At 61.7% G+C, this 12,779-nt stretch carries 11 protein-coding genes and 1 pseudogene; 8 read left to right on the plus strand and 4 right to left on the minus strand.

What is annotated here, in order from left to right:
• The first annotated feature begins 46 nt into the window (after positions 1-46).
• The 6 genes from RlegSU303_RS18340 to RlegSU303_RS18365 all read left to right on the plus strand — a co-directional run bounded on the left by RlegSU303_RS18340 (position 47) and on the right by RlegSU303_RS18365 (position 5,873).
• Positions 47-1,408 carry a mandelate racemase/muconate lactonizing enzyme family protein gene (locus RlegSU303_RS18340; RefSeq protein WP_094087528.1) on the plus strand — a complete coding sequence of 454 codons (1,362 nt, stop codon included), beginning with the start codon at positions 47-49 and terminating at the stop codon, positions 1,406-1,408.
• A 17-nt stretch (positions 1,409-1,425) separates the two neighbouring features.
• Entirely contained in the window at positions 1,426-2,625 is a 1,200-nt protein-coding gene (locus RlegSU303_RS18345; protein ID WP_017961870.1) for a mandelate racemase/muconate lactonizing enzyme family protein, read from the plus strand.
• Between the two features lie 741 nt (positions 2,626-3,366).
• Positions 3,367-3,654, plus strand: a complete 288-nt coding sequence (locus tag RlegSU303_RS18350; protein WP_017961871.1) for a BufA1 family periplasmic bufferin-type metallophore — start codon at positions 3,367-3,369, stop codon at positions 3,652-3,654.
• Between the two features lie 64 nt (positions 3,655-3,718).
• Entirely contained in the window at positions 3,719-4,600 is an 882-nt protein-coding gene (bufB, locus tag RlegSU303_RS18355; protein ID WP_094087526.1) for an MNIO family bufferin maturase, read from the plus strand.
• Positions 4,597-5,379, plus strand: coding sequence for an HvfC/BufC N-terminal domain-containing protein (locus tag RlegSU303_RS18360; RefSeq protein ID WP_094087525.1), 783 nt, complete (start codon positions 4,597-4,599; stop codon positions 5,377-5,379). The genes bufB and RlegSU303_RS18360 overlap by 4 nt, the downstream gene beginning before the upstream one ends.
• On the plus strand, positions 5,376-5,873 hold the full coding sequence (locus tag RlegSU303_RS18365) for a DoxX family protein (RefSeq protein ID WP_017961874.1): 498 nt from the start codon (positions 5,376-5,378) through the stop codon (positions 5,871-5,873). The genes RlegSU303_RS18360 and RlegSU303_RS18365 overlap by 4 nt, the downstream gene beginning before the upstream one ends.
• A gap of 415 nt (positions 5,874-6,288) precedes the next feature.
• Here RlegSU303_RS18365 and RlegSU303_RS18370 read toward each other — a convergent pair.
• Positions 6,289-8,603, minus strand: a pseudogene (locus tag RlegSU303_RS18370) (xanthine dehydrogenase family protein molybdopterin-binding subunit).
• A gap of 8 nt (positions 8,604-8,611) precedes the next feature.
• Here RlegSU303_RS18370 and RlegSU303_RS18375 point away from each other — a divergent pair.
• Positions 8,612-8,923, plus strand: coding sequence for a hypothetical protein (locus RlegSU303_RS18375; protein WP_165507523.1), 312 nt, complete (start codon positions 8,612-8,614; stop codon positions 8,921-8,923).
• A 321-nt stretch (positions 8,924-9,244) separates the two neighbouring features.
• Here the strand turns inward: RlegSU303_RS18375 and RlegSU303_RS18380 are convergent, their stop codons facing one another.
• The 3 genes from RlegSU303_RS18380 to RlegSU303_RS18390 all read right to left on the minus strand — a co-directional run bounded on the left by RlegSU303_RS18380 (position 9,245) and on the right by RlegSU303_RS18390 (position 11,692).
• Entirely contained in the window at positions 9,245-10,231 is a 987-nt protein-coding gene (locus tag RlegSU303_RS18380; RefSeq protein WP_231283243.1) for an FAD binding domain-containing protein, read from the minus strand.
• Positions 10,232-10,235: 4 nt separating this feature from the next.
• Positions 10,236-10,895 (minus strand): 2Fe-2S iron-sulfur cluster-binding protein, encoded by a 660-nt coding sequence (locus tag RlegSU303_RS18385; protein WP_094087522.1) that lies wholly within the window; start codon positions 10,893-10,895, stop codon positions 10,236-10,238.
• A gap of 134 nt (positions 10,896-11,029) precedes the next feature.
• Positions 11,030-11,692 (minus strand): helix-turn-helix domain-containing protein, encoded by a 663-nt coding sequence (locus tag RlegSU303_RS18390; RefSeq protein WP_231283244.1) that lies wholly within the window; start codon positions 11,690-11,692, stop codon positions 11,030-11,032.
• A gap of 830 nt (positions 11,693-12,522) precedes the next feature.
• On the opposite strand from RlegSU303_RS18390, the gene RlegSU303_RS18395 reads away from it, so the two are divergent.
• Positions 12,523-12,705, plus strand: coding sequence for a response regulator (locus RlegSU303_RS18395; RefSeq protein ID WP_165507524.1), 183 nt, complete (start codon positions 12,523-12,525; stop codon positions 12,703-12,705).
• Positions 12,706-12,779 lie beyond the last annotated feature (74 nt).

The following is a 12,779-nucleotide window of genomic DNA, read 5'->3' on the forward strand; positions in this document are numbered from 1 at the left end:
CCAGCGTGTGCGACGGCGAGCCCCCCGACTAAAACGAGGATGAATCATGCTAGAGGCAGATGGAGCCGATGAGGCGCTCGATCGTGTGAACACGCATTCCAGGCCGTCCGACCTTCGCATCACCGACATGCGGGTAGCCGAAATTATCGGCGCGCCGTTCACCTCGGTGCTGCTTAAGATTTACACCAACCAGGGCATTGTCGGGCTTGGCGAGGTGCGCGACGGTGCCAGCGCCACCTACGCGCTGATGTTGAAGAGCCGGTTGCTTGGCGAGAACCCTTGTGACATCGACCGCCTGTTTCGCCGGATCAAGCAATTCGGCGGGCACGGCCGCCAAGGCGGCGGCGTATCGGCGGTCGAAATCGCGTTGTGGGATCTCGCCGGCAAAGCCTATGGCGTCCCCATCTACCAGATGCTCGGGGGCCGGTTTCGGGACAAAGTGCGCGTCTATTGCGACACCGATGCCACCGTGCCCAGCGGCACCGAGACCGGCAGGCGCCTCAAGCAGCGCATGGAGCTCGGCTTCACCTTCCTCAAGATGGATCTGGGGCTGATGCAGATCGCGGATGTGCCAGGGGCGGTCGTGTCTCCTGCCGGCTCACTTGAAGGCTACCGCAACCACCCCGGCCGCGGTCCGCTGAAGACCATTGAAGAGCGGCGCGTCCGCAACGCTGCATACGATTTGCATAACGTCCCACACCCGTTTACCGGGCTCCACTTTTCCGATAAGGGCCTCGACTTCCTTGAGCAATACATTGCCGAGGTTCGTGAGGTCATCGGCATGGATGTGCCGCTCGCAATCGACCATATCGGCCATATCTCGATGCAGAACGGCATTCGCCTTGCCAGGCGAATTGAAAAATACGTGCCAGCCTGGATCGAGGATGTGATCCCGTGGCAGTATACCGATCAATACCGACAGCTGCAGGACGCCACCACAGTGCCCATCTGCACTGGCGAGGACATATACCTCAAGGAAGGCTTCGAGCCTCTGCTCAAGAGCGGCGGCGTCTCCGTTATCCACCCGGACCTGCTCACCAGCGGGGGCATCCTCGAGACCAAGAAGATCGGCGACATGGCGCAGGACCATGGTGTCGCCATGGCCATCCACATGGCAGAAAGTCCAATCGCCGCAATGGCCGCGGCACATATCGCGACCGCGACTGAAAACTTCATGGCGCTCGAATACCATTCCGCCGATGTCGACTGGTGGGACGATATCGTCACGGGTCTTCCCAAGCCGCTGGTGAAGGACGGCTTCATCACTGTTTCGGACAAGCCGGGCCTGGGGATTGACGACGTCGTCGACGAGGTGATCTCGGAGCATCTGCAGCCGGGTATCACCGGCATCTGGCTGCCTACGGATCACTGGGACGATGAGTATTCCTGGGATCGCACCTGGAGCTGAGGCGAAAAGGAACGAAGATGAAGATCACCGATCTCCGCTGCGCCGTCATCGGCAGACATCCGATCGTCCGCATCGTCACGGACGAGGGCCTCTATGGCTTGGGCGAAGTCGAATTCACCAAGACCTACCTCAAGCCCTGGGTGCTGCATTTCCGCGAGGCGCTGATCGGCGAGGACCCGACCGACGTCGAAAGAGTAATGTTGAAGATCCGTCAACGCGGCTCTTTCAAGCCGTACGGCGCGGCGGTCAGCGCAATCGAGCATGCGCTGTGGGACATTGCTGGCAAGGCCGCGGGCGTGCCCGCTTATAAGCTGCTCGGCGGCAAGGTGCGGGACAAGGTGCGCGTCTACAATGGTTCGATTCGCCAGAAACGTGCGGGCGACCGGCCGGAGGATTACGCCGCCGACGTCAAATGGATGATGGAGCAGCCGCAGAACTTCTTCATGGTCAAGCAAGGAATCTCGTTCCACTCCAACATGAAGGACACCGTCGAGGGCTTTCACTACGGCGTGACGCAGAAGAAGGCCGGCTATCACGGTGCCATGGATCAGGGCATGATCAGCGAGCGCGGTTTCAATCACATGCTCGACTGCGTGATCGCGATGAAAGAAGTGCTGGGCGACAAAGTCAGCCTGGCGCTCGACTGCGGCCCGGGCTGGATGCTGCCCGATGCGATCAAGTTCGCTCGCGCGGTCGAGAAGTACAATTTGATGTGGCTCGAGGACATGCTGACTGGCGACTACGTGCCGTGGGTCAATCCGCAGGCCTATCGGGAACTGACGACTTCCACCTCGACGCCAATCCACACTGGTGAGCAGATCTATCTGCGGCACAATTTCAAGGAATTGATCGAGACGCAGGCGGTACGCGTCATCGGCCCCGATCCAGCCGATGTTGGCGGCATTGCCGAGCTCAAATGGGTCGCCGAGCACGCCTACATGCACTCGATCCTGATGGCACCGCACGGCACCGCTAACGGCCTGCTGGGCCTCGGCGCATTGATCAATGTCTGCGCCACGTTGCCGGCAAATTACATCGCCTTCGAATATCCGACCGCCTCCGACCCCTGGTGGGAGGACTTGGTAATCGGCTTGCCGCCGCAGATCGTGAAGGACAGCATGGTGGACCTATTGGAAGCGCCAGGGTTGGGCCTCGATATCGACGCCGAGGCGGCCAGGAGATATCTCAGGGAAGAGGATGCGGGCTTCTTCGACTGAACCTCTCTCCACTCTATATCGTCGGCGATCGCAGCCTCTGGGAAACCCTGCCTTACTTCAAGGAGACAGCGAGTGCCTTGGATACAATACAGGCAGCAGAATTCCTGGCCCGGAGTGAATTGAACTGAAGGATCCGGATTACTGTATCCTGGATGCCTGCCTCGACCCACTTTTGGCAACGCAAAAAACCCGCACGAGGCGGGCTTTTGAGTATGTGTATCTTGGAATTTGGTTGCGGGGGCCTGATGGCACGGAGACTTGCAATATCGTCTGTGAGCAAGTTCACTCTTAAAGAGGTGCTGCATCGCATGATGCTCTACGCCGGGATGGGCGACCACAAAACCGGCCCTCCTTGATATACATTCCTGGCGTAGCAGCGCTTTGCTATCGGCGACGATGCGGCGGGAAAATGTCCGGTAATCCAGATCCATATGCTGCTGTTCCACGGTGCTTCGCCGAAAGCGGTCTCAACGAATGACGCGAAGGGAAGGCCAAGGCGCTCTGGCGCGATGCCCGTCCCCCTCGACGTGTTATGGACTAAACTCTCTTTCCTTTGCTGTCCGCTATGACGCGCAGAGCTGGTTTGGACCGGCGAAACTTCCCTCACCCGGTTGCGAGCCCGTAAGCCGCCAGCGCTCACGAACTTGTGTTCGCGGCAAAGCGTAACGTCGGGGCTCTTACCATCGAATAGGTGGTTACGCAGCCGATCACCGGCCTGCGGACTTCAAGAGGAGATCATCCATGAACCGTTCCACGCTCACCCTCGCCCTCGCCGGCTCGCTCGCATCGGCAATCGCATCCGTTTCCTTCGCCGCACCGCTGGCGCCGGAAAAGATGGTCGGCAACGAGAAATGCTATGGCATCGCACTGAAGGGTCAGAACGATTGCGCCGCCGGCCCCGGCACCACCTGCGCAGGCACCTCGACGGTCGACTATCAGGGAAATGCCTGGAAGGCCGTCCCCGCCGGCACCTGCACCTCGATGAATGTCAATGGCCATAAAGGCATGCTGGAGCCCATGAAGGGTTGACCCCGACCCGGAGGCCCGGTTTGGCCGGGCCTCCGACTTATCCGTCGATACAGGGAGAACAGCAATGACCACTTCCGCAAGCCGCGCCACTGCCTTGCCGCCACGCGCCGGCCTCAGCCTCAAGCCGGAGCATTACGAAACCATTCTCGCCAATAGGCCGGATGTCGGCTTTTTCGAGATTCATGCCGAAAACTACATGGGTGCTGGCGGGCCGCCGCACCGCTATCTCGAGGCCGTCGCCGATCTCTATCCGCTCTCGCTCCATGGCGTAGGCCTGTCGATCGGTGCAGCGCGCGACCTCGACAGAGAACATCTGAAGCGGCTTCGCGGCCTCATCGACCGTTACCGGCCACAGAGCTTTTCGGAACATCTGGCCTGGTCGACCCACGAGACCGGATTCCTCAACGACCTCCTGCCGTTGCCCTATACGCCCGAAACCTTGGCTCGGGTCGTCGACCATGTCGATGAGACCCAACAATGGCTCGGCCGGCAAATGTTGCTCGAAAACCCCTCGACCTACCTGTTGTTTTCCGAGAGCACCATAGACGAAGTGGATTTCCTGGCCGAAATCGTAAGCCGAACCGAATGCGGGCTGCTGCTCGATGTCAACAATGTCATGGTTTCGGCTGTAAACCACCATCTCGATCCGGTCGCCTATATCAACCGTTTCCCGATCGAACTGGTTGGTGAAATCCACCTAGCCGGCTATGACGAAACCGTCGACAGCGTGGGTGACCGGCTGCTGATCGACGCCCATGGCAGCACCGTCAGAACCGATGTTGTGGAGCTCTACCGACACACGTTGTCCCGGAGAGCCCCCCTGCCGACATTGATCGAGTGGGACAACGACGTCCCGGATTTTGCCACCCTTCACGCCGAAGCAGTTCGCGCCGATGCCATGCTGGCCGCCGCGGTCCTGGATCGCGGCGCCACCCGGGCGGCATGACCATGGGTCTCACCGAAAGCCAGGATGCCTTCGCGGCCGCCCTGCTGCATCCGGATTGGCCGCCTCCGCAAGGCATCACTACCGCCCGCGGCGTGACCGATTCATCGCGCTTCGCCGTCTACCGCAACAATGTCTATGTCGGGCTGACGACGGCACTCGGACAGCGCTTTCCGGTGACGAAGCGGCTCGTCGGCTCCGACTTCTTCGCCGGCATGGCCCGTGCCTATGCCGCAGATCATAAGCCGGCCTCACCGCTGATCATGCACTATGGCGATGATTTCCCGGATTTCGTCGCAGTGTTTCCGCCCGCGGCTTCTCTCCCTTACCTTCCCGATATCGCCCGGATCGAGGCTGCCTGGACGCGGGCCTATCATGCGGCGGATAGCCTACCGCTCGACGTCACCGCACTTGCCAGCGTGGCGCCAGAACGAATTTCCGACATGGCGCTCGTTCCGCATCCCTCGGCCCGGCTCGTGCGGTCGGACTTTCCGGCCGGCGCCATCTGGAGCGCCCACCAGAGCGAGACCGTGGCAACGGTAGCCGAGTGGCATCCCGAAGCGGTGCTGGTCGTGCGGCCGGCAATGCACGTCGAGGTACATGTCCTACCTCCACGGGACGCGGCGTTTGCGGCCTCCCTCCTTGAGGGGGCGACCCTCGGCGAGGCGGCGCAGACGGCATTCGCCGCCGCGCCCGATTTCGATTTCGGATCGGCTTTGATCGGTCTGATCGGCCTTGGCGTATTCAGCGCCTTTGAACCTGTTGAAGGAGAACTTCCATGACCATCGAACGTGCTTCCTCCCGCGGTCTCGGCGTAGCACTCGTCTCGCTTCACCATCGCGCCGAACACCTGCTCGCATTAATTCCACAGTCACTGCCGTTGCTGGCGCTGCGCATCGGCCTGGCAATCCCGTTCTTCAAATCGGGGCTGACGAAGTGGGACGGCTTCCTGACCCTCTCGACCGGCGCCAGATTTCTGTTCGAACAGGAATTCAAGCTGCACATCTTCGGCAGCCAATTCTCCTACCCTATGCCGTTGGCGATGGCGGCCGCGGCCGGGATTGCCGAACTTGCCCTGCCCGTCCTGCTGGTCCTGGGCCTTTTCACCCGCTATGCGGCTCTTGGCCTGCTCGCGATGACGGCAGTGATCCAGCTCACTATTCCGGACGGCTGGGCCAACTTCCATCTTCCATGGGCCGCCATGGCGCTGACCCTTGTGGTGTACGGCGGCGGCAGGATCGCACTTGATCCCTTGGTCAAACTTCGCAGCGAATGACCAACTCGGCCCATCTCGAACGGTTGAATACTCATTGAAACCTGAAGAACCGCTTCAGAAATAAATTGTCATCCAGTCCTCACAATTCCAGCGACGGTCGAAGCCTGGTAGAGCGGGTAACGGAACCGGCCGGGGACACCGGCATAACATGCCCGCGGGCAGACAAGCGCAGCCGCAGATAATCGTCCGCGTCTAGAGCATGATGCCGAAAAGTGTGAGCGGTTTTCGGACGACATCATGCTCTAACTATATAATGTAGAACAGGATTCAGATTTTAGGCCGACCCGGCCTAAAATCATCCTGTTCTAGCCACCACAATCTTCAACGTGCTGCTCCCAAGGGGAGCGTCAATCGGCTAAGCTGTTCATGAGGTCACGGCAACCTGCGCGGTGATGGCGAGATCGATTTTCCGGCATCAAATGGAAGTCAACGGCAAGGCAGGCAGCACTTTGTCCAAGGTGATGGGAAATTCGCGTACCCGAACCCCGGTCGCATTGTAGACGGCGTTGGCTACGGCAGCGCCCGCACCGCAGACGCCGAGCTCGCCGAGGCCCTTTGCGCCGAGCGGGTTGGCCTTGTCGTCATGTTCTTCGAGGAACACGACCTCCATCGCTGTAACGTCGCCATTGACCGGGACGTGATACTCGGCAAGGTCGTGATTGACGAAGTGGCCGAAGCGCGGATCGAGCACGGTCTCTTCCATAAGCGCCGCGCCGATGCCCCAGGTCATGCCGCCGAGGATTTGCGAGCGCGCGGTCTTGGCGTTGAGGATGCGGCCTGCGGCCATTACAGCCAGCATGCGGCGCATACGGATCTCGCCGGTATCGCAATCGACTTCAACCTCGGCGAAATGGGCTCCATAGGAATGCTGGGAGTAGGCCTTGTATGACTCGGTGGTAGCGCCCGCGGCCACGGAGCCTTCGGCCTCGAACCCGTCGGGAGCGATCTTGCGGATGAGATCGACCAGGCTTGCCGACCTTTGGCCGACCGTGACCTCGCCGTCGACAAACCTTGTCTCGGTGGCATTCGCTGTGTGTAAAGCTTCGCTCGTCCGCGCCGCCTCCAGAATCCGCTGCTTGAGGGCGTCGCACGCGTTATGCAGCGCTGACCCCGCGCTTGCCGCACCCCAGGAGCCGCCGGAGCCGGCGGTGCGCGGGAAGCGGCTGTCGCGAGCTTCACCTTGACCGACGCGATCGGTAGGCCGAGGTTCTCCGCGGCAATCTGGGTCAGGATCGTATAGGTGCCTGTGCCGATGTCGGTCATGTCGAGGCGAGCCGTCACCTGGCCGTCCCGGTCGATTGCGACCCGCGCTGTCGCCGCGCCGATGTAGTTCGGACGGATCGCAGCCGCCATGCCGTAGCCAATGAGCTTGCGGTCCTCCAGGACGCGGCCCGGTGTCGGGTCTCTGCGCTGCCAGCCGAAGCGACGCGCGCCTTCCTCCATGCAGGCGACGAGGTTGCGGGTGGAGAAGGGCACGCCGCGTTCGGGATCCTGCGCCGGTTCATTGCGGATCCTGAGTTCGATCGGATCGAGGCCGAGCCGCTCGGAGAGCTCATCCATGGCGCATTCGAAAGCCAGCATGCCGGGCGCTTCACCGGGCGAGCGCATCCACTCACCACGGTTGATATCCAGCGGAACCAGCCGGTGGCGAGTGATACGGTTCGGCGCCGCATAGAGCGAGCGAGTAAAGGCTGCCGTTTGCTCGCAGTACTCCTCGAAGCTGGATGTCGCGGACCAAACGTCGTGTGCGATCCCGGCGAGCCGGCCGTCATTGTCCGCGCCAAGACGCACTTGCTGGATCATCTCCGCGCGGTGCCCGGCATTGGCGAACATCTGTTGTCGCGTAAGCGCGATCTTCACCGGACGCTGCAGGGCCTGCGCCGCGAGTGCGGCCAGTATCGTGTCGGCATGGGCGATCAACTTACTGCCAAAGCCTCCGCCGATGAAGGGGCTGACGATGCGCACGCGCTCCGGCGCAATGCCGAGCGTGCTGGCGACGCCCGCCCGGAAGTTCGCCAGGGTCTGCGCCGACGTGTAGATCGTCAACTCGTTGCCCGACCAGGCGGCGAGCGTCGCATGGGGCTCCATCGGATTATGATGTTCGAACGGTGTTCGGTAGCTTGCATCGATCGTGACCGGAGCCGCCGCAAAAGCGCTATCAAAGTCGCCGATCACGCTGTCGGTCTGTAGGCCGGCGTTGGTCCGTTTTGGTCTATAGGCGTTGGCGATACGCGTCCGGAAATCGTATCGACCCGGATCCTCCTCATAGCGTACTCCGATGAGGCCCGCCGCTGCACGTGCCGCCTCGAAGGTCTCCGCGACAACCAGCGCGATTGGCTCGTCATGGTACCGCACCCGGTCGCTGTTGAGCGCTGGCCGGGCGCGTGTGAAGACCTCCGGCACGGTCGACGTGGCGGCCGGCCCGAAATCCGGCTGGGCCGGCGCATTGCGGTGCGTCATGACGTGGAGCACGCCCGGCGCCCGCTCGGCTTCGGCCGTGTCGATCTCGGCGATGCGGCCCTTGGCGACGGCGGCGCCGAGAATATAGCCATAGGCCATGCCGTCCAGCATGTGCTCATAGGCGTAGGTGGCCCGCCCCGTCACCTTGAGCGGGCCGTCGACGCGGTCGATTGACCGGCCGATGAAGCCAGCATTGGGACGAGGCTTCACACTTGAATGGGTGGCGGAGCCGGTCGAATCGGCAGGCAGTCCAGGTTTGGTCTCGTTCATAAGTCACCTTGAGCTTTTTCATTTTGGCGTTCGAAGGTATGGAGGCCGCGACGATGCCTCATCCTCGCACCTTCATGTTCATCGCGCGGTGGCCGGGCTCACGCGGCGATTTCGCCGAAATACTCGCGAAACTCAACCAGCTTCCCTGTCGAGTCGGCTCGCATGAAGATCGCATGCAGGCCAGTGTACGGCGCGCCACCAATTGTCCCGCTGCCGCGATCGCAGACGATGACCCAGTCGGCGGCGAAGAGCTTGAGATCGACTGTCGATTCCGTGATCCTGTTTCCCTGCGCTTGATGCGCGGCGGTCCAGGCTATTAGTGCCCGCTTGCCCTCGGGGGGTCCGTGGTCGACCTCGTTGTTCGCCGATAGGGAATTGGAAGGTCATCGTCTCATCGCAACAATCGAGGAATGCCGTCCAGTCGCCGGAAGCCCAGCCGGTAAAGAAGGCGTCGACGGCCGCCTCAAGCATGCGTCGAGCTCCCGGATCAGATGTGGCGCCCCAAGCTGCGGCGGCAGAGACGAAAAGGGCGCCACCCGAGGCGGCAACGGCGCGTCGCGTAAGTTTCATGCCGATCTCCTGTTAGGCGCCTGCATCTGAGAACAGTCGTTCGGGGTCGTCGTCTCTGTCATCGCATCACCTCATGCACGTTCGATGGCGGCGGCGAGCGTGTGCCGCACGGTTCGTTTGGCCAGCGGGATCTTGAAATCATTGCCGCCATGCCCGACCGCTCCGGCGAGTGCTGCCTCGGCCGCGTCGGTAATGGCGGCATCGGACGTCACCGCTCCCGCAAGCCTTTGCTCGGCCCCCGTTGCGCACCAAGGCTTGCCTGCCACGCCGCCCAGGATGATCCGGGCGCTTCGGATGCGGTCGCCGCTTTTCTCGACGATCGCAGCCACCGAGACCCGCGCGAAGGCGAAGGACGCTCGGTCGCGCACCTTGCGGTAGACCTGACGGCCAGGTGGTGGAGGCGGCAGGGTAACCGCGGCGATCATCTCGCCATGGTCGAGCACGGTCTCCACGTCAGGCGTCGTACCGGGCAATCGATGGAGATCGCCGATCGGGATCGTGCGAGTCTTGTTGCCGGACGATATGGTTTCGATCCTGGCATCCAGCCCGGACATGGCGACCGCCATGTCGGAGGGATGGACCGCGATGCAGGCTTGGCTCGCGCCGAATACCGCATGCATGCGATTGAAGCCCTGAAGCGCCGCACAGCCCGAACCCTGCTCGCGCTTGTTGCAAGGCATGCTGCGGTCGTAGAAGTAGGGGCAGCGCGTGCGCTGCAGGAGATTGCCGGCGGTCGAGGCCTTGTTGCGTATCTGGCCGGAAGCTCCCGCCAGCAGCGCTTGTGTGAGCATTGGATAGCGTGACCTTACCCGCGGATCAGCCGCGAGATCGCTGTTGCGGACCTGGGCACCGATCCGAAGCCCGCCCTCATCCGTTTCCTCGATCCGATCGAGCGGCAAGCGGCTGATATCGACGAGATGTGCCGGCCGCTCGATCTCGAGCTTCATCAGGTCGAGAAGGTTGGTGCCGCCGCTGATGAACCTGGCGTCCGGCCGGGTCGCGACCGCAGCGGCCGCCTGCTCGACGCTTTCCGCGCGTTGATAAGTAAAAGATTGCATTTGCTCACGCCTCCCCTGCCGCGTCGCGGATCGCGGCGACGATGTTCGGATAAGCGGCGCAACGGCAGATGTTGCCGCTCATCCGCTCACGGATCTCGGCATCGGTGAGAGCGATGGAAGCCGCTGCCACGTCGGCGCTCGCATGGCTAGGCCAGCCTGCCTTGGCTTCACTCAGCATGCCGACCGCGGAACAGATCTGGCCTGGCGTGCAGTAGCCGCACTGGAAACCATCGCGGGCGATGAAGGCGACCTGGACCGGGTTCAGCTGATCGCCCTCGGCAAGGCCCTCGATGGTGGTTATCTCGTCGCCCTGGTGCATTGCGGCAAGCGTCAGGCAGGAATTGATCCGGCGCCCATCAATAAGCACCGTGCATGCACCGCACTGGCCGTGGTCGCAGCCTTTCTTCGAGCCGCTGAGGCCGAGATGGTTGCGCAAGGCGTCGAGCAGCGTCGTGCGCGGGTCGAGCTCAACGGCAAAGTCCTTCGCGTTGATCCGCAAGGACATCGGCGTGGTCGGTGTTGGCGTGGGCGATGCGGCGGCCGTGGCGGTGTCCGCCTGCTCGGCGGCAACCGGCATCCCGGTTGCCAGGAACAAGCCGGTCGCGACTCCGCCTTGCAATACTGTTCGACGCGTCGGCCCCTTCCTGTGGTCTGTTTCAGCCATGCATGATCTCCCAATCGCAATGAAAAACGTTGACGGCAACCGACCCGATAGCGTGCGTCTCGGGTGGTGCTACTCATCGATACTGGAGGTGGAGAGGCGTGCGGCGGCTTTCTTTCAGGAAATCGGCAGCAATGTCAGGATCCCGGAGAAAAATGCATCCGATAGACCCGAGGGGTCATGCCCCTCAGACGCCGAAATGTCGTTGTGAAGTGGCTCTGACTTGAAAAGCCGAGCCGAAAGGCAATCGTGCCGATCGACAAACCTGTTTCGCGTAGCAGCGTCTCAGCTCGCCACACACGTTCCTCGATCACATATGCATAGGGCGCAAGGCCGGTCGTCGCTTTGAAGCGGCGTGCGAAACTGTCGACGGCCATGTCTGCGACGGCTGCCAGTGCGCTCAGCGAAATGTCGGAATTCATGTGTGCCTCGATATAGTCCCGAACGCGACCAAGCGCCCGACGGCTGAGGCAGCCGTGACCCTGAACCGAGTTGTGCTCCTTGTTCAAGGTCGCCACGCGGAGGCCAACAAGGGCGGCCAGATGCTCGACATAGGCGGTGTCCGGCTTATGGCCGAGCGCCATCTCGTCGTGAAGCGAGCCCACGAGCGTGGCGATGACCGGGTCTTTCTTGTTCACCAGGATCGGCAAATCCCCCAAGCTTTCACATCCTGAAATCCTGGCGTCGGGATCGATCCATAGGGCCGAGTAGGTGAGGTCCACGTTCCGGTAGAAGCCGAATCGCTCGGCACCCGCGGGCACGAAGGTGAGGGCCCCTGGGCGATCCTGTCCGTCGTACACGGATTTTGCCTCATGCCGGATAGACGTTTGAGACGTTCCCCCTTCCTCGGTCAGGACGACCAGATGATGAGGAGCTGTCCAGCGAAGTTCCGCCTCCCGGCACGCCCACCGCCGATTGTCGAAAACGATCGACGATCCGGCCCATGACGCCGTTTGCAGCGGCTCAGACCTCTCCTCCTGGCTCCGAATCCGTCCGTCACCAAGTAGCGGTTTGAATGACATTGCGGCATCTCGCTGGTTCAATGACGGAGCCGCACCGGCTTCATCTGAGCATCGTGTGCCGTCCGCCTCCGTCGCTGCGCATATGGGGCAAGCATCGGGCCTTGATAACCGCGCCGCGTTCAAGAATTCGTGAGACCGGGCAAAATCTGCCGGAGACATAGGTTCTACTGCGACCATCATTTTGCGGGGGAATCTTTAGATACTCGACCTCCGGTTCGAAGCTTTGCGCATCCAACCACCCCTCCAGCACTTGCCGCGTCGTCAGGTTGAAGGCAGCGAAACTAACCGGCAATTATACCGGCAAACGGTTCCGCCAAGCCTAGTCTATCAATATGATAATAATATAGAATTTAACGGCATAGAAATTAGCAAAATATGGCCTCGCTTCATGACCCGCGTGGCGCCGACGCAAGAGCCGTGGATAGGAGCAAGCAAGGGCAGGTGTTGAAACGCCGTCACGCATTCTCATCGTGGAGGATGAGTATCTGATAGCGCTCGAGCTGGGAAACCGCCTGCGCGCGACGCGAGTTTTGAAGTCATTGGCATCGCGGCCACGGCCGGTGAGGCGATGTCCATCGCAGCAGCAGGCAACCCCCGCTCTTGCGATCATGGACATCCGCCTGGCCGATCGCACGGATGGCATCCAAGCGGCGGTCGAATTGTACGCTGCCTTCGGCGTTCGCTCGATCTTCGCCTCCGCGCACGCCGATCCCGAAACGCGCAAAAGAGCTACGGCAGCTTCGCCGATCGGCTGGCCGCAAAAACCCTATCCGCAGTTTCTCAACGAATAGTCGGCCTCGCAGGACGTCGACATCGTTTGAGCGGAATGAATCCGCGCTGGGCACGGTGTTATTGATCGTCAAGT

Source organism: Rhizobium sp. SU303 (assembly GCF_021052345.1).
Classification (GTDB): domain Bacteria; phylum Pseudomonadota; class Alphaproteobacteria; order Rhizobiales; family Rhizobiaceae; genus Rhizobium; species Rhizobium laguerreae.